This window comes from Brachybacterium squillarum M-6-3 (assembly GCF_000225825.1).
In the GTDB taxonomy this organism is placed as follows: domain Bacteria; phylum Actinomycetota; class Actinomycetes; order Actinomycetales; family Dermabacteraceae; genus Brachybacterium; species Brachybacterium squillarum.
This window is the reverse complement of the sequence record NZ_AGBX01000001.1, coordinates 551,924-577,884: the sequence shown is the minus strand read 5'-3', so window position 1 is coordinate 577,884 and position 25,961 is coordinate 551,924. Positions and strand designations below refer to the sequence as shown.

The 25,961-nt window shown below is 73.2% G+C and carries 26 protein-coding genes; 22 read left to right on the top strand and 4 right to left on the bottom strand.

Annotated elements, in window-relative coordinates; translation table 11 throughout:
- Positions 1-50: 50 nt before the first annotated feature.
- The 5 genes from OM98_RS02655 to OM98_RS14655 all read left to right on the top strand — a co-directional run bounded on the left by OM98_RS02655 (position 51) and on the right by OM98_RS14655 (position 5,857).
- Complete coding sequence (locus tag OM98_RS02655) at positions 51-995, top strand: glycine betaine ABC transporter substrate-binding protein (RefSeq protein ID WP_139017548.1); 945 nt, start codon at positions 51-53, stop codon at positions 993-995.
- A 269-nt stretch (positions 996-1,264) separates the two neighbouring features.
- Entirely contained in the window at positions 1,265-2,140 is an 876-nt protein-coding gene (locus OM98_RS02650; protein WP_010533020.1) for a glycine betaine ABC transporter substrate-binding protein, read from the top strand.
- Positions 2,141-2,560 carry a hypothetical protein gene (locus tag OM98_RS02645; RefSeq protein WP_010533019.1) on the top strand — a complete coding sequence of 140 codons (420 nt, stop codon included), beginning with the start codon at positions 2,141-2,143 and terminating at the stop codon, positions 2,558-2,560.
- A gap of 149 nt (positions 2,561-2,709) precedes the next feature.
- Positions 2,710-4,845 (top strand): 3-hydroxyacyl-CoA dehydrogenase NAD-binding domain-containing protein, encoded by a 2,136-nt coding sequence (locus OM98_RS02640; protein ID WP_010533018.1) that lies wholly within the window; start codon positions 2,710-2,712, stop codon positions 4,843-4,845.
- A 157-nt stretch (positions 4,846-5,002) separates the two neighbouring features.
- On the top strand, positions 5,003-5,857 hold the full coding sequence (locus OM98_RS14655) for a hypothetical protein (RefSeq protein ID WP_010533017.1): 855 nt from the start codon (positions 5,003-5,005) through the stop codon (positions 5,855-5,857).
- A gap of 46 nt (positions 5,858-5,903) precedes the next feature.
- On the opposite strand, the gene OM98_RS02630 is transcribed toward OM98_RS14655, so the two are convergent.
- Both OM98_RS02630 and OM98_RS02625 read right to left on the bottom strand, forming a co-directional pair.
- Positions 5,904-7,181 carry an aminotransferase class I/II-fold pyridoxal phosphate-dependent enzyme gene (locus OM98_RS02630; protein ID WP_010533016.1) on the bottom strand — a complete coding sequence of 426 codons (1,278 nt, stop codon included), beginning with the start codon at positions 7,179-7,181 and terminating at the stop codon, positions 5,904-5,906.
- A 105-nt stretch (positions 7,182-7,286) separates the two neighbouring features.
- On the bottom strand, positions 7,287-7,802 hold the full coding sequence (locus OM98_RS02625) for a GtrA family protein (RefSeq protein WP_139017605.1): 516 nt from the start codon (positions 7,800-7,802) through the stop codon (positions 7,287-7,289).
- 294 nt (positions 7,803-8,096) lie between these two features.
- Here OM98_RS02625 and OM98_RS02620 point away from each other — a divergent pair, with 294 nt between their 5' ends.
- The 6 genes from OM98_RS02620 (at position 8,097) to OM98_RS02595 (ending at position 13,416) form a co-directional block, all read left to right on the top strand.
- Positions 8,097-8,897, top strand: coding sequence for a hydroxymethylpyrimidine/phosphomethylpyrimidine kinase (locus OM98_RS02620; RefSeq protein ID WP_010533014.1), 801 nt, complete (start codon positions 8,097-8,099; stop codon positions 8,895-8,897).
- Positions 8,898-9,140: 243 nt separating this feature from the next.
- Entirely contained in the window at positions 9,141-9,932 is a 792-nt protein-coding gene (locus OM98_RS02615; RefSeq protein WP_010533013.1) for an amino acid ABC transporter ATP-binding protein, read from the top strand.
- A gap of 40 nt (positions 9,933-9,972) precedes the next feature.
- Positions 9,973-10,953, top strand: a complete 981-nt coding sequence (locus tag OM98_RS02610; RefSeq protein ID WP_010533012.1) for a glutamate ABC transporter substrate-binding protein — start codon at positions 9,973-9,975, stop codon at positions 10,951-10,953.
- Positions 10,954-11,009: 56 nt separating this feature from the next.
- Positions 11,010-11,723: an amino acid ABC transporter permease gene (locus tag OM98_RS02605; protein ID WP_010533011.1), complete on the top strand. Its 714-nt coding sequence runs from the start codon at positions 11,010-11,012 to the stop codon at positions 11,721-11,723.
- Positions 11,720-12,553, top strand: a complete 834-nt coding sequence (locus OM98_RS02600) for an amino acid ABC transporter permease (RefSeq protein WP_010533010.1) — start codon at positions 11,720-11,722, stop codon at positions 12,551-12,553. Before OM98_RS02605 ends, OM98_RS02600 begins: the two co-directional genes overlap by 4 nt.
- 26 nt (positions 12,554-12,579) lie before the next feature.
- Positions 12,580-13,416 carry a class II glutamine amidotransferase gene (locus OM98_RS02595; protein WP_010533009.1) on the top strand — a complete coding sequence of 279 codons (837 nt, stop codon included), beginning with the start codon at positions 12,580-12,582 and terminating at the stop codon, positions 13,414-13,416.
- A gap of 4 nt (positions 13,417-13,420) precedes the next feature.
- Here the strand turns inward: OM98_RS02595 and OM98_RS02590 are convergent, their stop codons facing one another.
- A complete protein-coding gene (locus tag OM98_RS02590; protein ID WP_010533008.1) occupies positions 13,421-14,734 on the bottom strand; it encodes a DUF2254 domain-containing protein in 1,314 nt (437 codons plus the stop codon).
- Between the two features lie 281 nt (positions 14,735-15,015).
- On the opposite strand from OM98_RS02590, the gene OM98_RS02585 reads away from it, so the two are divergent.
- The 9 genes from OM98_RS02585 to OM98_RS02545 all read left to right on the top strand — a co-directional run bounded on the left by OM98_RS02585 (position 15,016) and on the right by OM98_RS02545 (position 21,822).
- Positions 15,016-15,840 (top strand): ABC transporter ATP-binding protein, encoded by an 825-nt coding sequence (locus OM98_RS02585; protein ID WP_010533007.1) that lies wholly within the window; start codon positions 15,016-15,018, stop codon positions 15,838-15,840.
- Positions 15,837-16,523 carry an ABC transporter permease gene (locus OM98_RS02580; RefSeq protein WP_010533006.1) on the top strand — a complete coding sequence of 229 codons (687 nt, stop codon included), beginning with the start codon at positions 15,837-15,839 and terminating at the stop codon, positions 16,521-16,523. Before OM98_RS02585 ends, OM98_RS02580 begins: the two co-directional genes overlap by 4 nt.
- Positions 16,520-17,185 carry an ABC transporter permease gene (locus tag OM98_RS02575; RefSeq protein WP_010533005.1) on the top strand — a complete coding sequence of 222 codons (666 nt, stop codon included), beginning with the start codon at positions 16,520-16,522 and terminating at the stop codon, positions 17,183-17,185. The genes OM98_RS02580 and OM98_RS02575 overlap by 4 nt, the downstream gene beginning before the upstream one ends.
- A gap of 136 nt (positions 17,186-17,321) precedes the next feature.
- Positions 17,322-18,272 carry an ABC transporter substrate-binding protein gene (locus OM98_RS02570; protein WP_010533004.1) on the top strand — a complete coding sequence of 317 codons (951 nt, stop codon included), beginning with the start codon at positions 17,322-17,324 and terminating at the stop codon, positions 18,270-18,272.
- Between the two features lie 47 nt (positions 18,273-18,319).
- Entirely contained in the window at positions 18,320-19,213 is an 894-nt protein-coding gene (locus OM98_RS02565; protein WP_010533003.1) for an NmrA family NAD(P)-binding protein, read from the top strand.
- 172 nt (positions 19,214-19,385) lie between these two features.
- Positions 19,386-19,856, top strand: a complete 471-nt coding sequence (locus OM98_RS02560; protein ID WP_010533002.1) for an SRPBCC family protein — start codon at positions 19,386-19,388, stop codon at positions 19,854-19,856.
- A gap of 7 nt (positions 19,857-19,863) precedes the next feature.
- Entirely contained in the window at positions 19,864-20,385 is a 522-nt protein-coding gene (locus tag OM98_RS02555; protein WP_010533001.1) for an SRPBCC domain-containing protein, read from the top strand.
- 22 nt (positions 20,386-20,407) lie between these two features.
- Positions 20,408-21,280 (top strand): formate dehydrogenase accessory sulfurtransferase FdhD, encoded by an 873-nt coding sequence (gene fdhD / locus OM98_RS02550; RefSeq protein WP_010533000.1) that lies wholly within the window; start codon positions 20,408-20,410, stop codon positions 21,278-21,280.
- Between the two features lie 80 nt (positions 21,281-21,360).
- A complete protein-coding gene (locus OM98_RS02545; protein WP_010532999.1) occupies positions 21,361-21,822 on the top strand; it encodes an ASCH domain-containing protein in 462 nt (153 codons plus the stop codon).
- Between the two features lie 331 nt (positions 21,823-22,153).
- Here the strand turns inward: OM98_RS02545 and OM98_RS02540 are convergent, their stop codons facing one another.
- Positions 22,154-23,113, bottom strand: a complete 960-nt coding sequence (locus OM98_RS02540; protein WP_029362645.1) for a sugar-binding transcriptional regulator — start codon at positions 23,111-23,113, stop codon at positions 22,154-22,156.
- Positions 23,114-23,210: 97 nt separating this feature from the next.
- Here OM98_RS02540 and OM98_RS02535 point away from each other — a divergent pair, with 97 nt between their 5' ends.
- A complete protein-coding gene (locus OM98_RS02535; RefSeq protein ID WP_010532997.1) occupies positions 23,211-24,959 on the top strand; it encodes a glycerol-3-phosphate dehydrogenase/oxidase in 1,749 nt (582 codons plus the stop codon).
- 169 nt (positions 24,960-25,128) lie between these two features.
- Positions 25,129-25,848: an MIP/aquaporin family protein gene (locus OM98_RS02530; protein WP_029362644.1), complete on the top strand. Its 720-nt coding sequence runs from the start codon at positions 25,129-25,131 to the stop codon at positions 25,846-25,848.
- Positions 25,849-25,961 lie beyond the last annotated feature (113 nt).

Below are 25,961 nucleotides of genomic sequence, written 5' to 3'. Positions count from 1 at the left end.
CGATGCGCCGCCCCGAGACCGACGAACGACTGCAGGAAGGATCCCTGATCATGCAGAACCGACGCACCACCTCCCTCACCCGCCGCGCGCTCAGCCGCCGCTCCGCCCTCCTGGGCGGCGCCGGCCTGCTCGGGGCGGCTGGCCTGGCCGCCTGCGGCTCCGACGACTCCGGCTCCGGCAGCGGCTCCGGCGACGGGGGCGGCGGCACCATCACCCTGGGCTTCATCCCCTCCTGGACCGATGGCCTCTCCACCGCCTACCTGCTGCAGAACCGGCTCGAGGCGATGGGCTACACCGTCGAGTTCAACGAGATCTCCGACGCGGCGCTGCTCTACACGGGCCTGGCCAACGGGGACTTCGACATCTACCCCTCGGCCTGGCCCGAGGTCACCCATGCGCAGTACATGGAGCAGTACGGCGACTCCATCGAGGACCTCGACGCCTACTACGACAACGCCAAACTCACCATGGCGGTGCCGGAGTACGTCGACATCTCCTCGATCGAGGACCTGCAGGGACAGGCCGACCGCTTCGGCGGCCGCATCGTGGGCATCGAGCCCGGCGCCGGGCTGACCGCCGCCGTGCAGGACAACGTGATGCCCGAGTACGAGCTCGAGGGCGACTACGAGCTGGTCACCTCCTCCACCGCCGCGATGCTCACCGAGCTGGAGAGCGCCGTGGACGCCGAGGAGGACATCGTCGTCACCCTGTGGCGCCCCTTCTGGGCCAACTCCGCCTTCCCCGTGAAGGACCTCGAGGACCCCAAGGGCGCCCTCGGCGAGACCGAGGCCCTGCACTTCCTGGCCCGCGAGGGCTTCGGCGAGGAGTTCCCCGACGTCGCCGAGTTCATCGGCGGCATCAAGCTGGACGACGAGCAGTACGGCTCCCTCGAGGACACCGTCGTCAACGAGTACGGCGAGGGCCAGTACCCCGAGGCCATCGACGCCTGGCTGGAGGAGAACCCCGACGTGCTGCCCGCCGTCGAGGAGGGCTGAGCGCCCCGTGATGAACTCGGGCACCACCGCCGACCATCCCTGACCGCCACCGCGGTCGGGAGGCGAGGGTGCCCTCGGGCGCCCGGCGCCCCGCCCCACCCGGGGCGGGGCGCCGGAATGCCGACCGACCGGAGACCGGTGATCCCCGCCCCGCGCGGAGGTCACCGGTCTCCGTGCAGGAGCACCCGTGCCCCTGCACGGCGGTCGGTCGACCCGGGCCGTGCCGCCGCATCCCCACGACGCCCCGTGCGGGCGAAGGAGACGACGACATGAGCATCACCCGCCGCACCGCCCTGATCGGCTCCGGGCTGGCCACGCTCGGCCTCGCCGCCTGCACCGACGCGGGCGGGGACGACACCATCACCATCGGCTACATGGAGGCCTGGACCGACACGGTCGCGATGGCCTTCCTGCTCCGGGACCGGCTGGAGGCGATGGGATACACCGTCGAGTTCACGGTGCTGGCCGACGCCGCCCTGATCTACACCGCCCTGGCCGACGGCTCCCTGGACATCTTCTCCTCGGCCTGGCCGGACGTGACCCACGCCCAGTACATGGAGCAGTACGGCGAGGACATCGAGGACCTGGTCACCTACAACGCCAACGCCACCAACATGCTGGCCGTGCCCGAGACCACCGACATCACCAGCATCCCGGAGCTGGCCGCGGACCCCTCCCGCTTCGGCGGCCGCATCGTCGGCATCGAGCCCGGCGCCGGCCTCACCGCGGCCGTCCAGGACTCGGTGATGCCCGCCTACGGTCTGGACGCAGACTTCGAGCTGGTCACCTCCTCCACCCCGGCGATGCTCGCCGAGCTGCAGAACGCGCTGGACGACGGCGAGGACGTCGTCGTCACCCTGTGGCGTCCCTTCTGGGCCTTTCAGGAGTTCCCGGTGAAGGCGCTGGAGGACCCCGACCTCGCCTTCGGTGAGCCCGAGACGATGCATGTGCTCGCCCACGCGGGGTTCAGCGAGTCCTTCCCCGACGTCGCCGAGTTCATCGGCGGCATCGCCCTCAGCGACGAGGAGTACGAGTCCCTCGAGAGCACGCTGGTCAACGACTACGAGGACGGCCAGGAGGCCGAGGCCGTCGCCGCCTGGATCGAGGCCCACCCCGACCTGCTGCCCGCCGTCGAGGAGAGCTGAGTGCCCCCGCGCCCGGCGGACCTCCCCGAGTCGTCGTCCGCCCGGGGGCTGACCCCCCGGACCCTGGTGGCGGTGGTGGTGATCGCCGTGGTCGGCCAGCTGCTCGCCCTCGGCCTGGTCCTCAGCGGGGTCGGCGCGATCGTGGCGCTCGCCCAGCGCCCGGGCACGGAGGACCCCGGCACCACCGACCCCGGTGCCGTGCAGGAGGAGCTGGAGCCGGGCCAGGTCCACGACGCCGACGGGGACCCCGTCGAGGACGGCACCGGCAGCCGCGAGCGGCCTGCCACTCCCGGCGAGCACAGCCTGAGCTGGTCCACCTGGGACGGCGGCACGGTGACCGTGCGGATCGAGGGCATCGAGCGGGGCGCCGCGCTGCCCTCGACCGGGGACGCCGAGCCGCTCCACGTCGAGGTGCCCTGAGCGCGAGCCGGCCGCCGCGGTGGACAGGCCCGCCGCCGCTGGGGCATGATCTATCTGAAACCCGCGGTATCAGAAACCTGGCGCTCCAGGCCCCCGCGGGCCCCGAAGCCCTCGACTGCCCTCGACGACGAGACCGCGAAAGGCCCCCGATGCCCCCCTACACCGAGCACGTCACCCGCGTCCTGACCGAGGACCGCGAGCACCCCGGACTCGGCACCGTCGCGGTGCTGACCTTCGCCCCGCCCCAGGGGGAGGAGAAGCGCCCCGCCACCCTCGGCCCCCGCTCCCTCGAGGCCGTCACCGGCGCGCTGGAGACCGCCCTGGACCGCGCCGACGCCGGGGAGGTCCGGGCCATCGCCCTCACCGGCACCGGGAAGGTGTTCCTCGCCGGCGCCGACCTGTCGATGTTCGCCGATCCCTCGGCCGCCGCCCACGTGCCCGCCATGACCGCCCGCGCCCACGCGCTGCAGGTCCGCGCCCGCACCAGCCCTGTCCCGATCCTCGCCCACCTCAACGGCGTCGCCCTCGGCGGCGGCCTCGAGATGGCGCTGATGGCCGACGTCCGCACCGCCGCCCCCGGCGTCCGCGGCATCGGCCTGCCCGAGACCAGCCTCGGCATCCTCCCCGGCTGGGGCGGCACCACCCTGCTCTCCTCCGTCGTCGGCCCCGAGACCGCGGTCCGCATGATCATCGAGGACCCCGCCCGGGACAAGCAGCTCACGGCCGAGCAGGCCGCCGAGACCGGCCTCGTCGACGCCCTCGCCGCCGACCTCGACGCCGCCCTGGCGGAGTTCGCCGCCCTGGTCGCCGCGCACGTGGACGAGGACGGTGCGGCCGGCGAAGCCTGGCCCGGCCGCGGCCCCGCCCTGCCCGCCACGGGCAGCCCGGAGGCCGAGGCGCTCGCCGACGCCCTGGACGCCCCGCACTCCCCGGCGGAGACCCGCCGCGAGTGGGCCCTGCGCCTGGAGGCCCAGGGCGCGCCCTCGGCCGCCCGCGTGATCGAGCTGCTGCAAGCGCTGCCCGGATCCGAGCTGCCGGTCGCCCTGGAGCGCGAAGCCGAGGCGCTGGCCGCGCTCGTGGCCGGCCCCGCCGCGGCCGCCTCCCTCTACGCCGCCGAGCTGCTGCGCCGCGGCAAGCCCGGCCGCACCCCCGTCGAGGGCGCGAAGGAGATCCGCCGCGTCGGCGTCGCCGGCGCCGGCCTCATGGCCTCCCAGATCGCCGCGCAGCTCGCCCTCGGCCTGCAGGTGCCCGTCGTGATGCGCGACCTCGACGCCGACATCGCCGCGAAAGGCCTCGCCCACGCCCGCGAGGTCGTCGCCGAGACCGCCGCCCGTGGCCGCATCGACGAGGCCACCGCCACCGCGATCGCCGAGGGGCTGTCCGTCACCACCGACGTCGCCGACCTGTCCGGCTGCGACCTGGTGCTCGAGGCCGTCCCCGAGGTGCTGCGGATCAAGCAGTCCGTCTTCGCCGAGCTGGAGGGCGTGCTCGCCGAGGACGCCCTGCTGGTCTCCAACACCTCCTCCCTCTCCGTGGGCGCGATGGCCGAGGGCCTCGCCCACCCCGAGCGCGTGGTCGGCCTGCACTTCTTCAACCCCGTCGCGAAGATGCCGCTGGTCGAGGTGATCCACACCGCCGACACCGACGAGGCCACCCTCGCCACCGGCCTCGAGGTGGTCCGCCGGCTGCGGAAGTTCGCCGTGCGCAGCGCCGACGCGCCCGGCTTCATCGTCAACCGGCTGCTGTTCCGGGTGCTCGGTGCGGTGCTGGAGTCCCTGGACGCCGGGGCCGACCCCGCCGAGGTGGACGCCTCCCTGGACGCCCTGGGCCTGCCGATGCGCCCCTTCACCCTGCTGGACCTGGTGGGTCTCGCGGTCGCCGACCACGTCGGTGTGGTGCTGCGCGACGAGCTGGGGGAGCGGTTCCACGCCTCCGAGGGCCTGCAGGAGATGGCCGAGGAGAAGCGCCGCTTCACCGAGCGCAGCCGCACCGCCGTGCACGCCCCGGTCTCGCCCGTGGTCGCCGAGACCTTCGGCGGCGGCACCCGCCGCGACGCCCCCGTGGGCGATGCCCTGTTGGAGCGGGTGCAGGACGGCCTCGCCGAGGAGATCGCGCTGATGCTCGAGGAGGGCGTCGTGGAGCGGCCCGAGCAGGTCGACCTCGCGATGATCCTCGGGGCCGGCTTCCCCCGGCACCGCGGCGGCATCACCCCCTACCTCGACCAGTCCGGCGCCTCCCGGCGCGCCGTCGGCCGCACCTTCCACGGGAGCACCTTCACCGGCTGACCAGCCGCCACGTCGCGCCCCGGATGCCCGTTCCGTGACCGGACCGGTACCCGGGGCGCGGTCGCGTCCCCGTATACCCTGTGGGCGTCGGGTCCGTCCCGACGGATCCGGCAGCCACAGAAAGGGGAGGCGCCGCCCGCCGCGGCGCCGCACGCACATGTCTCAGCCTCCGCAGAACCAATGGGGTCAGTCCTTCCCGCAGGACGGGCAGGGCGGCTATGGCCAGGGCCGACAGGGGCACGGCCAGCAGCCCGAGCACGGGCAGCAGCCGGGCTACGGCCAGCAGCAGGAATATGGCCAGCAGCCGGGATATGGCCAGCAGGGCTACGGTCAGCAGGGATACGGCCAGCAGGGCCAGGCCTCCCCGGCCGGCTACCCCGGCGCGGCCTCCGGCTCCGGGCAGGGCGCCGGCTACCCGGGCAGCGCCCAGCCGCCGTCGGGGGAGCCGCCGAAGGGCAAGGGCGGCCGCATCGCCCTGTTCATCTGCGGCGGATGCGCGATCCTCGCGGTGATCGTCGTGATCATCGGCGTCGTCGTCTGGGCGCTCACCGGGAACGACGACGGCGAGACCACCGGCGGCGAGGAGACCACCGCCACCGAGGCGACCGAGGAGTCCACCACCGAGGAGCAGACCACCGAGGTCGAGACCTCCGAGGAGGCGACCGAGGAGGACAGCAGCGTCACCGACGCCGACCTCGACGCGGCCCGCTCGCGGGTCATGGCCTACCTGGAGGCCGCCGCCGATCAGGACGCCCGCGGCATGTGCGAGCAGTTCATGGATCCCACCACCGGGGAGCAGATCACCGGCTCGGCGCTGGACTCCTGTGCCGAGGACGTGGAGAGCGCGGGGACGCTCGACGAGTACGACCCCTCGATGCTCGAGGGCTTCGACGAGTCGGACCTCGATGCCACCGACAACGGGGACGGCACCATCGGCGTCTCCACCTACTTCACCAGCGACTCGCTGACCCTCTCCCAGGCCGGCGACGGCGAGTGGTACATCGAGTTCTGATCGATCGCCGTCCCCGTCCCGGGGGCGGCCTCGCGCGGGACCGCTCTCAGCGGTCCCGCGCCCACGACTCCAGGCCCTCCAGGGCGCGCTCGATCGTCGGCCGGTCCTTGCAGAAGGCCAGCCGCAGCAGGGTGCGCGGATCGGGCCCGTGGACCGGCACCACCGGCTCCGCCTCGGGACGGTAGAAGGCGCCGAGCGGGATGCCGACCACTCCGGCCTCGGCCGGCAGGCGTTCGGCCAGGGCCGCCGCGTCGTGCTCCCCGAAGGGTCCCGGGTCGGCCAGGGCGAAGTAGCCCGCGGACGGCCGCGAGACCCGGAAGCCGATCTCCCGCAGCCCGCCCACCAGCAGGTCCCGCCGCCCCGCGAGGTCGGTGGCGATCCGGCTCAGCTCCTCCTCGGGAAGGGACAGGCCGGCGGCGACGGCACCCTGGAAGGGGGCACCGGAGACGAAGGTCAGCCACTGCTTCACGCCGAGGACCGCCGTGAGCAGGGCGGGCCGTGCCGTCACCCAGCCGATCTTCCAGCCCGTCACCGAGAAGGTCTTGCCCGCCGAAGAGATGCTCACGGTGCGCTCGGCCGCCCCCGGCAGCGCCGCGATCGGACGGTGGGCGAACCCGTCGAAGACCAGGTGCTCGTAGACCTCGTCGGTGACGATCACCGCGTCGTGCCTCTGCGCGGCCGCCAGCAGCGCCCGCTGCGCCCCCTCGCCGAGCAGCAGCCCGGTGGGGTTGTGCGGCGTGTTCAGCAGGATCACCCGGGTGTGCGGACCCACCGCGGCGGCCAGCACCTCGGGGTCCACGTCCAGCTCCAGGGTCCCCGCGCCGTCGTCGGTGATCGCGATCGGCACCGTCCGGTGCACGCCGCCGGCCAGGGCGATCATCGCCGCGTACTGGTCGTAGAAGGGCTCCAGGGTGAGCACCTCGTCGCCGGGCTCCAGCAGCGCCAGCAGCGTCGCGGCCAGGGCCTCGGTGGCACCCGTGGTCACCAGCACCTCGGTGTCCGGGTCCCAGGGCAGCCCGTAGCGACGGCGCTGGTGGGCGGCGATCGCCTCCCGCAGCACTGCCTCGCCGCGGCCCGGCGGGTACTGGTTCACCCCGCCGCGGATCGCCGCGACGGCGGCCTCGGCGACCGGCTCGGGCGGGTCCGTGTCCGGGAAGCCCTGGCCCAGGTTCGCGGCGCCCGTGCTCGCGGCCAGGGCCGACATGCGGGCGAAGATCGTGGCCTGGGCCTGCTCGTCCCGCAGCAGACCGGTGGCGCGGGAGGCGCGCATCCAGGGGCCGCGGGCCGAGGGGGCGGAGGGCAGGGTGCCGGAGGTCTCGCTCATGGCCCGAGTCTGGCAGAGCGCGCCCCGCCGGCGAGGGGCGTCCGACCGGCAGTGCCCGTCCGTCCGTGTCCGCCCCGTGACCGACCTCGCCCCGATCGGCCGGTCTCAGCGCTCCCGCGGGAAGACGAAGCGGCCGTAGGTGACGTAGCGGAACGAGGTCGAGACGACCTGCCCGATGAGGGTGCCGGAGATGTTGTCCGCGAGCGGCGAGTCCAGCCCCAGCACGTAGCGGGAGAAGCCCAGGCAGGCCAGCTGCAGCCCCGCCGCCATCACGTTGACCAGCACGAAGGCGAGGACCGAGCGGCCGGTGGGTGGCGCGGGGCGGTCCCCGAAGGTCCACAGCCGGTTGCCCAGGTAGGTGAGGCAGGAGGCCAGGGCGATGGTCAGCACCTTCGCCGTCAGCGGCTGGGCGTGCAGGAAACCCTCGCCCCAGCCCTGCCCGGGCTCCCAGAACACCAGCGCGTTGTACATCGCGGCGTCCAGCAGGAACACGAGGCCGCCCACGGTGAGGAACTTCAGCGAGGAGGCCAGGTGGTCGTCCAGCAGTCCCCGGAGGCGGGCGCGCGGACCGCCCCCGCGTCGGGCCTCGACGGACCGCGGGGGTGCGGGGGCCTCCGGCATCTCCGACACCCCGGCACCCTATCGGAGCCGGCCGCGCGGACCCCGGGCCGTCCCCACCCGGACGGCGGCCACGTCCCCGCCCCGCGACCGCTACGCTGGATGCTCTGCCGCTGCGACGGGACACCAGCTCCCTGGGAGCGCGCGGCAGGACCGACGCGACGGGTCGCGGCGGGTCGCGGCCGGGACGGTCGGGCCCCGCGAGCCCTGGGAGCGCGCGGTCGATGCCGAGGCACCACCCCGCACGGGGTCCCCTCGGCGCACCCTGATCCGAGTCATCCGTGAAGGAAGGACCCCATGACCCACGTCGCCCTGACCATCGCCGGCTCCGAGGCCACCGGAGGCGCCGGCGCCCAGACCGACATCAAGACGTTCCACCAGCTCGGCACCTTCGGCACCGCCGCGCTGACCTGCATCGTCTCCTTCGATCCCGCCAACGACTGGGGCCATCGCTTCGTGCCGGTGGACCCCCAGGTGATCCGCGACCAGATCGAGGCCTCCACCGCCGTGCACGACGTGGACACGGTGAAGATCGGCATGCTCGGCACCCCCGCCACCATCGAGACCGTGGCCGCCTCCCTCGCCGAGCGCTCCTTCGCGAACGTGGTGCTGGACCCGGTGCTGATCTGCAAGGGCCAGGAGCCCGGCGCGGCCCTGGACACCGACAACGCCCTCAAGGAGCAGATCCTTCCGCTGGCCACCTACGTGACCCCCAACCATTTCGAGACCCTCGCGCTCTCGGGCATGGAGGAGATCACCACCGTCGAGCAGCTCACCGAGGCCGCCCGCCGCATCCACGACCGCTACGACGTGATCGTGCTGGCCAAGGGCGGCGTGGTGCTGGACGGCGAGGACGCGGTGGACGTGTTCTACGACGGCGAGCAGGTCGTCGAGCTGCGCGCCCCGAAGATCGGCGAGGAGCGGGTCTCCGGCGCCGGTTGCACGCTGGCCGCCGCCGTCACCGCAGAGCTCGCCAAGGGCGCCACCCCGCTCGAGGCCGCGCGCGCGGCCAAGGACGTCGTGACCAGCTCGATCGAGCACCGCCAGGGCGGGCACGCCCCCTTCGAGGCCGTCTACCAGGGGGCCTACGGCCGCTGACCCCCCCCAGGCCGGGCACCCGCGCCTCTGGCCCGGCCGAGGCTGTCCACCGAACGCACTCAGGTGGCAGGTGGCGTGCACTATCCACGCGACCTGCCACCTGAGTCCATCGGATGGACACGACCCGCCGGGAGTCGCACCGCCCGGAGCGCGCGACCCCGCCCGGGCGCCGGATTCGTCCATATGACGGTCTGTGTGTCCGTCGGCTGGACAGGAGGGGCTCGGCAGGCGAAGGATCGGGCCATGAACGACGCCCGCGAGCCCGCCGCCCCCCGGCAGCCCTCCCCCAAGCAGATCGGGGAGCCGCTGATCTCGGTCCGCGGCGTGACCAAGTACTTCGGGGACTTCGCGGCCCTCACCGACATCGACCTCGACATCCGTGAGCGCGAGGTGGTGGCGCTGATCGGCGCCTCCGGCTCCGGCAAGTCCACCCTGTGCCGCTGCATCAACCGCCTCGAGACCATCTCCGACGGCGAGATCACCATCGACGGCGAGCCGCTGCCCGAGGAGGGTCGGGAGCTGACCCGCCTGCGCTCCGACGTCGGCATGGTCTTCCAGAGCTTCAACCTGTTCCCGCACCTCAAGGCCATCGACAACGTCAGCCTCGGGCCCCGCAAGGTGCGCCGGCTCCCCAAGGCCGAGGCCGAGGCGAGGGCGGTGGAGCTGCTGGAGCGGGTGGGCCTGGCCGACAAGGCCCAGTCCCTGCCCACCGCCCTCTCCGGCGGCCAGCAGCAGCGCGTCGCGATCGCCCGCGCCCTCGCCATGGAGCCCAAGGCGCTGCTGTTCGACGAGCCCACCTCCGCGCTGGACCCCGAGGTCATCAACGAGGTGCTCGACGTGATGCAGGAGCTCGCCGAGCGCGGCATGACCATGCTCGTGGTCACCCACGAGATGGGCTTCGCCCGTCACGTCTGCGACCGAGTGGTCTACATGGACCAGGCCGAGATCGTCGAGCAGGGCGAGCCCGAGCAGTTCTTCACCGCCCCGCAGACGCAGCGCGCCCGCGACTTCCTCTCCAAGATCCTGGCGCACTGACCGGCGCCGGCACCCCGTCCCGTCCCCGAAGGAGATCCCCATGACCCCCCGCAGCTTCCGCCCCGGCCGCCGCGCCACCCTCGCTGCCGGCGCCGTCCTCCCGCTGGCCGCCCTCGCCGCCTGCTCCTCGGACGGCTCCGACGCCCCCTCGCTCGACGGCGGTGACGCCAGCGACGGCGGCGGCACGAGCGAGGACTACACCGCGGCGATCGCCGCCGGTCCCGTCGCCTCCGAGGACGACATCGCCGCCAGCGGCTGGGCCACTGCCATCCGCGAGGCCGACCAGCTGGTGCGCGGCGGCACCACCGCCAACCAGGTGTTCTCCATCATCGACCCCTCCACCGGCCAGGTCAGCGGTTTCGACGCCGGCATCACCCAGCTGCTGGCCCGCTACATCCTCGGCGAGGGCGGCGAGGAGAAGGTCGAGTACATCGACACCACCGTCGAGACCCGCGAGACGATGGTGCAGAACGACACCGTGGACTGCGTGATCGCCACCTACTCCATCACCCCGGAGCGGATGGAGAAGATCGACTTCGCCGGCCCCTACTACCTCTCCGGCACCGCCATCCAGGTGCGCACCGAGGACGCCGAGACCATCACCGGCCCCGACGACCTCTCCGGCCTGCCGCTGGTCACCCAGTCCAACTCGACCGGCACCCAGGCCATCGAGGAGAACGTGCCCGACCCGGGCGAGATCCAGACCCTGCCCGACAACGAGTCCTGCGTCGCTGCCCTCAAGCAGGGTCGCGTCGACGCCTACGTGCTGGACCAGGGAGTGCTGCTGGGCAACTCCCAGGCCGACGAGACCGTGAGCGTGGTCGGCGAGCCCTTCACCGAGGACCCCTACGGCATCGGCCTGAACAAGGACGCCGACGGGGCGCTGGACTTCGTCAACGGCTTCCTGGAGGCCATCGAGTCCGACGGCACCTGGGACGCGCTCTACGCGGCCACCATCGGCCAGGTCATCGAGGACGGCGAGACCCCCGAGCCGCCCGCCATCGGCGACCTGCCCTCCTGATCCCCGGGGCGCCCGCGCCCGCGCCGCGCGGGCGCCCTCGCACCGGAAGGTGACGCATGCAGATCATCCTCGAGTACTGGCCGCTGCTGCTGACCGGGATCGGCACCACCATCGCCCTGACCCTGCTGGGCTACGTGTTCGCCCTGGTCCTGGGCACGGCGCTGGCCGTGTGCCGGGTCAGCCCGATCCCGCCGCTGCGCGCCGCGGCCACGGTGTACGTGGAGATCTTCCGTAACATCCCGCTGCTGAGCCTGCTGATCCTCATCGCCTTCGGCCTGCCCGACGTGGGCCTGGTGCTGCCCTACTTCTGGTGCGGCGTGCTCGGGCTGACCCTCTCCAGCGCCGCCTTCGTCTGCGAGAACATCCGCTCCGGCATCAACACGGTGCCGATCGGCCACGCCGAGGCGGCCCGCTCCATCGGCCTCGGCTTCTTCGGGGTGCTGCGCTTCGTGATCCTGCCGCAGGCCTTCCGCACGATGGTGCAGCCGCTGGTCAACGTCTTCATCGGCACCCTGATCGGCTCCTCGCTGTGCGCGGCGATCACCGTCACCGAGACCACCTACGTGACCCAGCAGCTGAACATCCGCACCGCCGAGGCGGTGTTCCTGTTCCTGGTGGCGGGCGTCGTCTACCTCTCGCTGTCGCTGCTGGCGGCGTGGGCAGGGCGCCGGATCGAGGCCGCCGTCGCCCCCGGTGACCGTCGCGCCCGCGGTGGCGACGGTCCCGCACGGGGCGCGGGGCTGCGGCTGCAGGGGGCGGGTCAGGCATGAGCGCGCGCTCCACCACCGCCACCCAGGTGCTCTTCGACGCCCCCGGTCCCAAGGGGCGGGCACGGATCCGGCTGCTCTCGGCCCTCTCCGTGCTCGGCATCGCCGCGATCCTCGCGCTGGGGCTGTGGCAGTTCGGCCGCAACGGCCAGCTCGCCGCCGACCGCTGGCTGCCCTACCTGCGCAGCGACTACCTGGCCTTCCTGGGGGAGGGCCTGGTCGGCACCCTGCAGGCCACCGGCATGGCGGCGCTGGTCGCCTTCCCCTTCGGGCTGCTGCTGGCGCTCGGGCGCCTGGCCCGCAACCCGGTGCTGTCCAGCGTCGCCGCGGCCTGGATCGAGTTCTTCCGCGGCATCCCGATGCTGCTGGTGGTCTACGCCTTCCTGCTGGCCCTGCCGGCCTTCGGCATCACTGTCCCGCGCTTCTGGATGCTGGTGATCCCGATGATCCTGGTCAGCTCCGCGACCACCGCCGAGGTGTTCCGGGCCGGCATCAACGCCGTGGACCGCGGCCAGCACGAGGCCGGCGCCGCGATCGGCCTGACCCCCGGGCAGACGATGCGCGCGGTGATCCTGCCGCAGGCCGTCCGCCTGGTGCTGCCCAGCCTGATCCTCGCCCTGGTCAGCCTGCTGAAGGACTCCACGCTCGGCTACGTCGTCAGCTTCAACGAGCTGCAGTTCCAGGGCCGCAACATGGTCTCGATCACCCGCTACCTGGTGCAGACCTACGTGGTGGTCTCCGCGATCTATATCGTGCTGAACTTCCTGCTCACCAAGGCCGCGCTCGCGCTGGACGCCCGCATGCGGCGCCGGGCCGCCGCGCCCACCGCCTGAGCCCGCCCCCTCCGGAAGGACCCCTCATGTGCCGACTGCTCGGTGTCGTCTCCCGCTCCTCGCGCTCCCTCCCGCAGGCCGTGCCCGCGGAGCTGCCGCTGTTCACCGCCCTCTCCGAACGGCACAAGGACGGCTGGGGGGTGGCCTGGTACGGCGACGCCCCCGGGGCGCGCACCCCGCTGGTGCTGCGGGCGACGGACACGGCGCTGGCCTCGAACAGCTACGGGGAGGCGGTCGAGGCGGCCCACGGCGAGGTGATGACCGTGCACCTGCGCCGCGCCAGCGTCGGCCTCGCCCTGGAGCTGCGCAACACCCATCCCTTCGTCCACGGCGAGGTGTCCTTCTCCCACAACGGCCAGTTCGACCTCTCCGAGGAGCTGCGGGAGCGGATCCTCGCCCGTGGCGGCCGCCGCCCCGAGGGCACCACGGACTCCGAGCTGTTCTTCTCGCTGGTCACCGCCTGGGCCGCCGAGGACGCGGCGCGCGGGGCGGGGGACCTGGACGGACTGTCCGGCGTCGCCTGGGCGCGGGCCGTGCAGCGGGCCGCCGCGGAGCTCACCGGCTGGACGCTCGAGCTGTTCGGCCGGGTCCCGGAGTCGCTGAACTGCCTGCTGACCACGCCCGATGCGCTGGTGGCCTTCGCCGCCCACGATCCCGCGCAGGCGCCGACCGATCAGCCGCCCGAGGTCTACGAGCTGCGCTACCGGGTCGAGGACGTGCGGGTGCTGGTCTCGTCCACGGGCTACCCGCAGGAGGGCTTCGCGACCCTGGCGCAGGGCGGGGCGATCGCCGTCGCCCGGGGCACGCTGGAGGTCACGCAGCTCGCGCCCCTGTACGCGCCGGAGGCCGTCGCCCCGCGCTGAGGGCTCAGTCGGCGTCCCGGTGCGCGGTGCCCAGGGCCAGCAGCTCCGCGGCGCGGGCGATGCGGGACTCCACCCGGGTCTCGTCGACCTTCCCGTCCTCCCGGGCCAGCGCGCGCACCCGCTCCACGTGCGCCCAGGCGACGCCCTCCAGCTCCGGGTGGGTGTTCTGCTGCTCGAGGTGGCGGGCCAGGCCCACCAGCGCCTCCAGCACCAGCCCCTGGCCGCCCGCGTAGGGCAGCACCTGGTCGAAGGGCAGGGCGATGAGCTCCTCGATCGGGGTCGGGCGAAGCCACACCCGCGGCACCCCGTTGTCGTCGCCCAGCACCTGCGCGGGGGCGCGGCCGCGCATCATCACCCCGAGCGGCCCCGAGAGCTCGTCGATCGCGGTGACCGCCGTGTAGGGGTCGTTGGTGCCGGGGGAGATGGCGCGCACCGCGAGCTCCACCAGGTGCTCGATCGCGACCCGCATGTCGTCGGCGGTGTCGCGCCGGTCCGCGAGGTCCACCGCGGCCCACACCGTCTCGCGGGGGTCGCCGCGGCCGTCGCCCTGCCAGATACGGGCGAGGGGGGAGCCCTCGACCACGTGGTCGCCGACCCGCACCTCCATCGCGATCCGCGCCTCCTCCTGCAGGGCGCCCTGCCGCAGCGCCTGCTCGTCCAGCGCGGTCACGTAGCCGTCGGACCAGGCGCGCACCAGCTCCCCGCCGTGCGGGGGAGAGGAGGCCGGCAGCTCGCCGCTCACCTCGCGCTGGCGGCCCTTCACGGTGCCGCGCAGGGAGGCGGAGACGGTCGCGACCAGCGTCTCCACCTGGGTGGAGGAGGCGATGTTGTGGATGAAGGAGATGAGCAGGAACACGTCGACGATGGCCAGCACGATCGCCCCGTACACGGCGATGTGCGGCACGAAGACGCTGCCGTCCTGCAGAGTGCGCAGATGTCGCAGCACCAGCGTCGTGTAGACGAAGGTGGAGACCAGCACGCCGAGCGTCCACTGGTTGCGCCGGTCGGACATGAAGTTCCCGACCAGGCGGGGGCCGTAGTTCGTCGACGTCGTCGCGATCACCGAGATGGTGATCGAGAAAGCGGTGGCCGCCGACCCGAACACGGAGCCGCCGATCGCCGAGAGCAGGCCACGGGAGCCGTCCACGCCGATCTGGAAGATCGGGTCGAACCGTGCGGTCAGTCCGGAGCCCTGCACGACGTGCTCGTCGAATGCGACCAGGCCCTCGGCCAGGGCCACCGAGCCCAGCACGCAGAGGACGGGGATCAGCCAGAATCCGCGGACGGAGCGGACGGCCCAGCGCTGGAGCTTGCCCATGCGGCTCCTTCGGGTCGGCTCGGCTCGCGCCGGGCGGGTGCAGGTCGCGCACAGTGTACGAAGCGGGACGGACCGACGAGGGCGCCCACCCGCGGAGGAACCCGGACCGAGCGGACGGATCCCCGGGCCCGGGCGCGTCCCGGGTCTCATCCGGGCGGGGGAGGGCTCTCGTTCGTCGGAGCCCTGCCGTAGGGTCGTGTCCCGCACGAGCATCAGGCGCACGACACCACCACGGCCCGCTCCGGGCGTGGACGCACCAGCACCCTGCGAGGGAGGCGACCGTGATCGCATTCGAGTCGGTCGGCAAGACCTACCCCGACGGCACCGTGGCCGTCGCGGACTTCGACCTGGAGATCGCCTCCCACGAGAGCGTGGTGCTGGTCGGCACCTCCGGCTCCGGCAAGACCACCCTGATGCGGATGGTCAACCGCATGGTCGATCCCACTCAGGGCCGCGTGACCATCGACGGGGAGGACGTCGCCGCGACCGACCCGGTGGCCCTGCGACGCTCCGTCGGCTACGTCATGCAGGCCTCCGGGCTGCTGCCGCACCGCACCGTGCTGGACAACATCGCCACCGTGCCCGTGCTGCGCGGCACCGGGAAGGCGCAGGCCCACGAGCGCGCCGCCGAGCTGATGGAAGTGGTCGGCCTCGAGGAATCGATGGCCTCCCGCTATCCCTCGCAGCTCTCCGGCGGCCAGCAGCAGCGCGTCGGCGTGGCCCGCGCGCTCGCCGCGGACCCCAACATCCTGCTGATGGACGAGCCCTTCGGCGCGGTGGACCCCATCGTCCGCGCCGAGCTGCAGACCGAGCTGCTGCGCCTGCAGCGCGAGCTGCGCAAGACCATCGTCTTCGTCACCCACGACATCGACGAGGCCTTCCTGGTGGGGGACCGGGTGGTGATCCTGAAGCCCGGCGGCCACATCGCCCAGATCGGCACCCCCGAGCAGATCCTCGCCGAGCCCGCCGACGACTTCGTGCGGAGCTTCGTCGGGGCCGACCGGGCCGAGCGCCGCCTGCACCTGCAGCAGGTCGCCGGCCGCGAGGTCGTGGTCGACGCCTCAGGCCGCGCCGCCGGGGTGCTCGAGCAGGGCGGCACCCCGTGAGCTGGGTGAGCGCCAACCTCGACACCATCGCCGAGCAGCTGCTGGCGCACATCGCGCAGGCCCTGCCCGCCATCGTGCTGGCCTTCGTGCTGGCCCTGCCGATCGCGAAGCTCGCCAACGCCCGCGGCTGGCTGCGCGGTGGCCTCACCGGCACCGCCGGCCTGCTCTACGCGATCCCCTCGCTGCCGCTGTTCATCGTGCTGCCGCTGATGCTGGGCACCTCCATCCGCAGCCCCGTGAACATCGTCGTGGCGCTGACCATCTACGGCCTCGCCCTGATGGTGCCCAGCGCCTCCGAGGCCCTGCGCGCCGTCAGCCGGGAGACCCTGCAGGCCGCCACCGCCCAGGGCTACGCCCCCTGGGCCCGCTTCTGGAGGGTCGAGCTGCCGCTGGCCGGACCGGCCCTGGTCGCGGGCCTGCGCGTGGTCGTGGTCTCCACCGTCTCCCTGGTCACCGTCGGCGGCGTACTGGGTGTGCCGAGCCTGGGGATGCTGTTCATCGACGGCTTCCAGCGCAACATCACCGCCGAGATCCTCACCGGCATCGTGCTCACCGCCGCCCTGGCGCTGCTGCTGGACGCCCTGGTGGTGCTCGGCGGGCGGCTCGCCCTGCCCTGGGCCTCCGGGCGCGCCCCGCGCCGCCGCACCGCCCCGCGGGACACCGGGCAGGAGGCCGCCCGATGATCCAGCTCCTCGAGGCCTTCGCCTGGCTCGCCGACCCCACCCGCTGGAGCGGACCCGACTCGATCCCGGTCCGGCTGCTCGAGCACCTCTGGTACACGCTGCTCGGCGTCGGGATCGCCGCGCTGATCGCCGTGCCGGTGGGCCTCGTCGTCGGGCACACCCACCGCGGGCGCGGCCTCACCGTGGCGCTCAGCGGCGCCGCCCGCGCCCTGCCCACCCTGGGCCTCGTCACCCTGTTCGGCCTCTGGTTCGGCATCGGGCTGACCGCCCCGGTTCTCGCCTTCGTGATCCTGGCCATCCCGTCCCTGCTGGCCGGGGCCTACTCGGCCTGCGAGGCCGTCGATGCGCGTACCGTCGATGCGGCCCGCGCGCAGGGCATGACCGAATGGCAGATCCTCACCCGGGTGGAGATCCCCCTCGGCCTGCCCCTGCTCATCAGCGGCATCCGTCTGGCCTCCGTGCAGGTGGTGGCGACCGTCATGCTCGCCTCCTACATCGGCAACGGCGGGCTGGGCCGGTACATCTTCCTGGGGCTGAACCTCTCGGACTATCCGCAGATGCTCGCCGGGTCGATTCTCGTGGTCGCCCTGGCGCTCGTCATCGACCTGGCGCTGCGCCTGGTCGAACGGGTGGCCGCCCCGCGAGGAGCCGCCCGCGGCTGAGCCCCACCGCAGGACCCCATCCCGCAAGACCCCATCCCGCAGGACCCGCCCGACCCGCATCGCCCGCCGCGCCCCCGCGCGACGCTCCCCGCCCCCTCCGGCCCGCCCCGGCCGATCCGTCCCCGAGGAGAACCCCATGACCCCGAGCTCGACCCCCCGCTCCGGCGCCCCGCGCCTGCCCCGGCGATCCCTCCTCGCGCTCGCCGGCGGCGGTGCCGCCGCGGGCCTCGCGGCCTGCTCGAACGCCGACCCCCTGGCGGAGGAGGACGGCGGCAGCGGCGCCGCGAGCGGAGCGCTCGTCGTCGGCTCCCAGCAGTATTACTCCAACGAGATCATCGCCGAGCTGTTCGCGCAGGTGCTCGAGGAGGCCGGCTTCGAGGTGGAGCGGCAGTACCAGATCGGCCAGCGCGAGGTGTACGTGCCGGAGCTCGAGTCCGGCGCCATCGACCTGCTGCCCGAGTACCTCGGCAACCTGCTGCAGTACCTCGGGGACGCCGACGCCACCGGCACCGCCGCGCAGCTCGAGGACTCCCTGGCCGAGGTGCTGCCGGACGGCCTGCGCACCCTGCCCTTCGCCGAGGCCACCGACCAGGACTCCTACACCACCACCTCCGCCTTCGCCCAGGAGAACTCCCTGACGGAGATCGGGGACCTCTCCGGGATCGACGACCTGCAGATCGCCGCCAACCCCGAGTTCGAGGAGCGCCCCTACGGCCCCCAGGGCGCCGAGGAGGTCTACGACGTGCAGGTCACCGTGGTGCCGGTCTCCGACTCCGGCGGCCCGCTGACCGTGCAGGCCCTGCTGGACGGCACCGTGCAGCTCGCCGACATCTACACCGCCGACCCCTCGATCGCCGCGAACGACCTGGTCACCCTCGAGGACCCGGCCTCGATGATCCTGCCGCAGAACGTGGTGCCGATCGCCTCCGAGCGGATCGACGAGGACGCCGCCGCCGCGATCGCCGGCGTCACCGAGGCGCTGACCACCGGGGAGCTGATCTCCCTGAACACCCGCAGCGTCGACGAGCAGCTCGACTCCGCGACCATCGCCTCGGACTGGCTGACCGCGAAGGGTCTGCTGGGCTGAGCCTTCGTCCGGCTGCTGGCAGAGACACCGGCGGGAATACTGGTGGCATGAGCACCACGGACGACGACACCACCGCAGCGGACACGGGACGCCTCGGCATCACGGGCGCCACCGGGCAGCTCGGCGGCCGCGTCGCCGCCCTGCTGGGCGAGCGCGGCCTCGCGGAGCGGCTGCGGCTGATCGTGCGCTCCGCCGCCCGGGCCCCGCGGATCGAGGGCGCGGAAGTCGCCGAGGCGAGCTTCGGCGACGCCGCCGCCTGCAAGGAGGCCTTCGCCGGGATGGACGCGCTGCTGCTGGTCTCGGCCGGGGAGTCCGCCGACCGGGTCGCGCAGCACCGCACCGCCGTGGCGGCCGCCGCCGAAGCCGGGGTGGGCCACCTGGTGTACACCTCCTTCACCGGCGCCTCCGCGGACGCCGAGTTCACCCTGGCCCGAGACCACGGCGCCACCGAGGACGCCATCCGTGAGGCCGCCGCCCGCAGCGGCATGCGCGTCACCCTGCTGCGCGACGACTTCTACCTCGACGTGCTGCGGCCCTGGGCGGGGGAGGGCCTCACCCTGCGCGGACCCGCCCGCGACGGCCGCTGCGCCTTCGTGGCCCGCGAGGACGTCGCCCAGGTCGCCGCCGCGGTGCTCACGGGGCCGGCCCCCGCGGACGAGCGGGTGCTGGAGCTGACCGGGGGCGAGGCGCTGAGCCTGGAGGAGGTCGCCGCGCGGATGGGGGCGGCGCTCGGCCGCGAGGTCACCTACGTCGACGAGACGATGGAGGAGGCTCGCGCCTCCCGCGCGCCCTACGGCGCCCCCGACTGGGAGGTCGCCGCCTGGATCAGCACCTACACGGCCATCGCTTCGGGGGCCCTGGGCGAGGTCAGCGGCGACGTGCGCGCCGTGCTGGGGCGGGAGCCGCTGCGCCTCGAGGACGTGCTGGCCGCCGAGTACTGAGCGCCCCGTCGCGGACGGCCCCCCGGAATCCGGCGCAGCGGGAGCGTCCGGGAGGTCCGCGGAGATGCCGGGCTGCGAGCAGGCACGAGGAGCAGGCTCGATGCCGTCCCGGCGACCGCACGGTCGGGCCCGGGGGCTGGCCAGGCGTCCGCCGCGATGGCACGGTGGGGGCATGACCCACACCGATACGTCCATCACCGTCTCCCGCACCATCGACGTCCCCGCCAAGGAGGTGTTCTCGCTGCTCTCGCTGCCGGCCCGCCACCGCGAGTTCGACGGCTCCGGATTCGTCCGGGGCGCCGAGGACACCGAGCGCATCACGAAGGCCGGCGAGCAGTTCGTGATGAACATGGAGGGCGACCACATGGGTGGCGAGTACCGGATGTACAACCACGTCACCGCCTTCGACGAGAACAAGATGATCGGCTGGAAGCCGGCCAACGAGGACGCCAAGGACGAGCCCAAGGGCTGGGAGTGGCTCTACACGCTGGAGTCCGAGGGCGCCGACGCCACCCGCGTCACCCTCACCTACGACTGGTCCGACGTCACCGACAAGGACCTGCTGCCGATCTTCCCGCTGGTCGCGGAGGAGGACCTGGAGCAGTCCCTGAACCTCCTCGCGGGCGCCGTCTCCGGGAGCTGACCCCGCGATGACCGAGCACGAGGACGCCCCGGCCACCGGGGAGGACCCCTTCCCGGCGCCGGAGGTGTCCACCCCGGAGACCGGCCAGGTGCCCGACGAGATCAGCCGCTCCGTGCGCATCGCCGCGCCCCGGGAGACCGTCTGGGCCCTGATCACCGAGCCCGGCTGGTACATCAACGACGGCGAGTACCGCGAGCACGCCATCGTCCGCACCGGCGACGTCGCCACCGTCACCGACCCCGTGCACGGCGAGTTCACCATCGCCACCGAGCACCTGGACCCGCCGCACCGCGCCGGCTTCCGCTGGCTCGGCGGGGAGGTCGGCCCGCTCGAGGACTTCCCGAGCACCACCGTCGAGTTCACCCTCCAGGAGGAGGACGGCGGCACCCTGCTGACGGTCCGCGAACGCGGCGTCGCCGGCATCAGCGAGGACCCCGCCGTGCGCGAGCAGCGCCACCTCGACAACCTCGAGGGCTGGGAGCAGGAGCTCGAGGTGGCCCGCACCGTCTGCGAGGCCCGCGCCCGCTGACCAGCGGGACTACCCTCGGAGGATGGGCAGGGTCACCGAGCAGGCGCGCGTGCGCACCGTCCGCGTCCGCGAGGGGCGCCTGTACGCCGGGCGCAAGGGCGACCACGTCGCCGTCGAGGAACCGCTCGACATCCGGCTGGACGGGCAGCGGCTCTCGCTCACCATGCGCACCCCGGGGCACGACCTGGAGCTGATCCACGGCTTCCTGCACGCGGAGGGGCTGATCGAGAGCCGCGAGGACGTCGCCGAGGCCCGCTACTGCGACGGCGCCGTGGTCGAGGACGACACCGGCCTGCCGCGCAACACCTACAACGTCATGGAGTTCACCTCCGCCCGGCCCCGGCTGAACCCTTTGGTCACGCGCTCCTTCACCACCTCGTCCGCTTGCGGGGTGTGCGGTGCGGAGAGCATCGACGACGTCCGCCATCGCAGCCGCCACCGGCTGGAGCGCACGTGGTCCCTGGACCCGCGGGTGATCCTGCAGGCCTCCCGCGACCTGGCCGCCCGCCAGCCCGTCTTCGCCCGCACCGGAGGGGTGCACGCCGCCGCCCTGGTCGGTCGCGACGGGGAGATCCTGACGGTGCGGGAGGACGTGGGCCGCCACAACGCGGTGGACAAGGTGATCGGCTGGGCCCTGCTGGAGGACCGGCTGCCGCTGAGCGACTGCTTCCTGCTGGTCTCCTCCCGTGCGAGCTTCGAGATCGCCCAGAAGGCCGCGATGGCCGGCATTCCCCTGCTGGCCTGTGTCTCCGCCGCCAGCTCCCTCGCCGTCGACACCGCCCGCGAGCTCGGCATGACCCTGGTCGGCTTCACCCGCGCGGCCGAGGACGGCGACGGCCGGATGAACCTCTACACCCACCCCGAGCGCCTCGACCTCTCCGCCGCCGAGGGCTGAGTACGCGCTCCGTCGGCAGGCATGACCGGCGGGAGGGGTCCCGGGCGGAGACACGCCGTCGCCGCCCGTAGGCTCGGTCCATGACGAGCGAGGACCACACGGAGTTCTGGGGACGGGTGCGGGAGCAGGTCCCCGGGCTCCCGGCCGCACCGCCCCCGGCCTGGGCCTTCAGCGCCACCGCCGAGCACGCCGAGGAGCTGCTGGCCCTGGTCCTGGCCGGAACGAAGACCGGCACCGCCGCCTCGCTGTGGGACCACGAGGACGACGGTGAGCCCGTCCCGCAGGTCGGGGACCTCTCGATCGTGCTCGACGGTCGCGGCCGGCCCCGCGCCGTCCTCGAGACCACCGCGGTCCGGATCCTGCCCTTCGACCAGGTCGGCGCCGAGCACGCCCACGCGGAGGGGGAGGGCGACCGCACGCTGGAGGATTGGCGCCGCGGGCACGAGGCCTTCTGGGGGGAGTTCGGCGCCCGCGGCTTCGCCCCGGACATGCCCGTGGTCTGCGAGCGCTTCCGCCTGATCCACCCCGCCCCGCCCGCCTGATCCGCCCCGCCTGACCTATCCCCGCCTGTCCCTCACGGTTTTGTCCGCCTCACTTCCACGGGTGGAAGGGAGGCGCGGAAAAGTTCGACGGTGCGGGGGCGGGGCACGTGGGCGCCGGTGTGGAGGTCGCGGCAGGGTGAGGGTCACCAGCTTTTGTGCGTTGACGAGCCACCTGTGGTTCGGGAGCGCACAAAAGTGGCCTTGGCCTGCGCTGACGTCGCTCCGCGGGTCTGAGCCGGCCCTGCACGGCCTGACCGGGTCCGGACCGGCTCGGACGCGCCCGCCCGGGTCGACCTGGGCGGGCAGATCCGCCGCCCCGGTCGCGCCCCGCTCAGCGCAGGGCGAGGAGGCTCGTGGCGGTGACCTCGTCGACCACCAGGTCCGTCGCCACCCCGGCGCGGAGGGCCGCCCGCAGGGGCACGGCCTTGCGGGGCCCGGCGGCGAGCAACAGGCGGCGGGGGATCCGCGCCAGCTGGGTGGGCTGCGGCCCGGTGCTGCGGGCGTTCATGGCCACGTCCCGCCAGCTGCCGTCGGCCCGCAGGAATACGGTGCAGACGTCGCCCACGGCGCCGTCGCGCTCCAGCTCGCGCCGGTTCGCGTCGGAGAGGTAGTTGTTCGTGTACACGTGGCTGGGCACCTCCGCGTCGAAGGCGCCCACCCCGAACACGGCCAGGGTGCACTGCCGCTGCACCTCCAGCACCCGCTGCACGGAGCGCTCCTTCCACATCGCGTCGCGGGTGGAGGCGTAGTCGAAGAAGGCGGGCACGGGGAAGTGGTGCACGGTGGCGTCCCACAGGGAGGCGGCCTTCGCGAGCACCGTGGAGACGTAGGTCAGGCCCGAGCCCTCGGTGTTGATCGCCCCGTTGAGCTGCACGATCCGCAGGCCCGGGGTGGGGGAGGGGCGCAGGTGCCCCACCAGCGCGGAGGTGGTGGTGCCCCAGGCGACGCCGACAGTCATGTCCGGCACCAGCATCCCCTGCAGCAGCTCCGCCCCGGCCGCGGCGACGGCCTGCAGCCGGGCGCGCTCCCCGGCCTCGGGGCCGGCGCCGACCACGTGGGCCTGCAGGCCGAAGCGCTCGGAGACCCGTCGCCGCAGCTCCCGCAACCGGTAGGCACCCGGCGGGCGCAGGGTGATCTCCACCAGGCCCTCCTCGCGGGCGTCCCGCAGCATCCGGGACACGGTGGAGCGGGACACCTCGAGCTGCTGGGCGATGGCCTCCATGGTGCGGCCCTCGTCGTAGTACATCCGTGCAGCCTCGAAGGCGTGATGGAGACGATCCGGGGTGCTCATCCGCCCAGTCTTGCACGTTCGTGCAGCCGACTTGCGCCCCGCTGCACGTCAGGTTCACGATGAGGCGATTCCGGTCACAGCAAAGGAGCTCTATCCCGTGTCTGTCACGCCTGCCACGCAGCGGTCCGTCCTGGCCCCCGCCACCCGCGACGAGCACCTGGCCCGCCTCCGCTCTGCCACCGTGGACGCCCCCCTGGACGTCCTCGTCGTCGGCGGCGGCGTGAACGGCGCCGGCGCCGCCTTCGACGCCGCCACCCGCGGCCTCTCCGTCGGCCTCGTCGAGCGCGAGGACTGGGCCTCCGGCACCTCCTCGAAGTCCTCCAAGCTCATGCACGGCGGCCTGCGCTACCTGCAGATGCTCGACTTCAAGCTCGTCGCCGAGGCCCTGCGCGAGCGCGACCTGCTGCTCGAGCACACCGCCCCCCACCTGGTGCGGCCCATCAAGTTCGTCTTCCCCTTCTTCAAGAAGGTCGTCGACCGCGCCTTCATCGGCTCCGGCGTGATGCTGTACGACGCCATGCAGTCCGTGGGCCGCAAGCGCGCCGTGCCCTTCCACCGTCATCTGCTGCACGACAAGATGCTCGAGGTGTTCCCGGCCCTGGACGGGGACGAGGCCGTCGGCGCCCTGGAGTACTACGACGCGCAGATGGACGACGCCCGCTTCGTGATGATGCTGGTGCGCTCCGCCGCCCAGCACGACGCCGCCGTCGCCAACTACACCACCGTCGTGGACTACCTCCACGAGGGCAAGCGCGTGATCGGCGCCCGGGTGCGCGACGAGGAGACCGGCGAGGAGTTCGACGTCCACGCCCGCGAGACCATCCTGGCCGGCGGCGTCTGGACCCAGGAGCAGCAGGAGCTCGCCGGGGCCGACGCCGGCCTCGAGGTGCTCGCCTCCAAGGGCATCCACATCACCGTGGCCCGCGACCGCATCCCCGCGGTGCCCGACACCGGCATCATCACCCAGACCGAGAAGTCCGTCCTGTTCATCATCCCCTGGGACGAGTACTGGGTCATCGGCACCACCGACACGAAGTGGACCGAGGAGCCCGCCGCCGTCGGCGCCACCAGCTCCGACATCGACTACGTGCTCGAGCACGCCAACGCGGTGCTCGCCGACGACCTCGACCGCTCCGACGTGATCGGCGTGTACTCGGGCCTGCGCCCGCTGCTGCAGCCCGTCAAGAAGGGCTCCGGGGCCTCCACCAAGGTCTCCCGCGAGCACACCGTGATGGAGGTCGAGCCGGGCCTGACCGCGATCGCCGGCGGCAAGTACACCACCTACCGGGTGATGGCCGAGGACGTCGTCGACTTCGCCATCAAGGACACCGCCCCGGGCCGCACCAGCCTGACCACCTCGGTGCCCGTGATCGGCGCCCAGGGCTACGAGGAGCTGCGCCGCGGCCGCGCAGAGCTGGCCCGCCGCTACGGTTTCGACGAGGTCCGCACCGACCGCCTGCTGTTCCGCTACGGCTCGCTGCTGACCGACGTGCTGGCCCTGATCGACGAGGACGCCTCGCTGGGCACCCCGCTCGAGCACGCTCCGCGCTACCTGCGCGCGGAGATCGTCTACGCCGCCCGCGCCGAGGGCGTCCGCCACCTGGCCGACGTGCTGCTGCGCCGCACCCGGCTGGACTACGAGACCTCCGACCGCGGCACCGCCGCGGCGGATGAGATCGCCACCCTGATCGGCCGTGAGCTGGGATGGGACGACGAGACGCGCCGGGCGGAGGTGGAGACCTACCGGGCCTTCATCGATGCGCGCCTCGCCGGTGAGGCGACCGACAGCGACGCCGCAGTGGCCGCGGCGATCGAGGCTGCCCCGGAGGTTCCCACCCGGAACTGACCGGTCCGACGCCCCGGGAATGGTCCCGGGGCGTCCCTGTGGGTGACGAGCACCGTGCTCGCCCCCGACACGTCGCGCCGATGGTGGCGCATCGTGCCCCGGCCCCGTGCCGGGACGACGGATCCGTGCCCCGCGGATCCGGTCTCAACGAGGAGAACACATGGGAACCATCGCAACGATCTTCCTCTCGGAGATCGCCGGCACCGCCATGCTCACCCTGCTGGGTGGCGGCGTGGTCGCCAACGTCGTACTGACGAAGACCAAGGGCTTCGACGGCGGCTGGCTGCTCATCAACGTCGGCTGGGGCCTCGCGGTCTTCTCCGGCGTGTGGGTCGCCTTCGCCTCCGGCGCGCACCTGAACCCGGCAGTCACCTTCGGCCTGATGGCCAGCGGCGCCGACGAGTTCGCCCCCGGCATCACCATCGGCGCGGGCACCACCATCGCCTACCTGGTCGCCGAGCTGATCGGTGCCTTCCTGGGTGCCGTCCTCGCCTGGCTGACCTACAAGACCCACTACGACGCGGAGACCGACCCCGGAAAGATCCTGGGCACCTTCTCCACCGGCCCGGAGATCCGCTCCTACGGCTGGAACCTGGTCACCGAGATCATCGGCACCTTCGTCCTGGTCTTCGTGATCATCATGTTCGGCAACACCCCCCACGAGCTCGGCCCGCTGGCCGTGTCCCTGCTGGTGATCGCGATCGGGGCCTCCCTCGGCGGGCCCACCGGCTACGCCATCAACCCGGCGCGTGACCTCGGCCCCCGCCTCGCCCACGCGATCCTGCCGATCAAGAACAAGGGCGGCTCCGACTGGAGCTACTCCTGGGTCCCGATCCTCGGCCCCATCATCGGCGGTGTCCTCGCCGGTCTGGTCTCGATGGTCTTCTGATCCCCTCGTCCCGGCCGGCATCCCCGCCGGCCGGGCCGCCCCGTCCCCGGGCGGCGCCGTGGACAGCACCCCTGCCCCCTCGTCCCGCCCTTCTCCCTGCAGCACCTGATCCT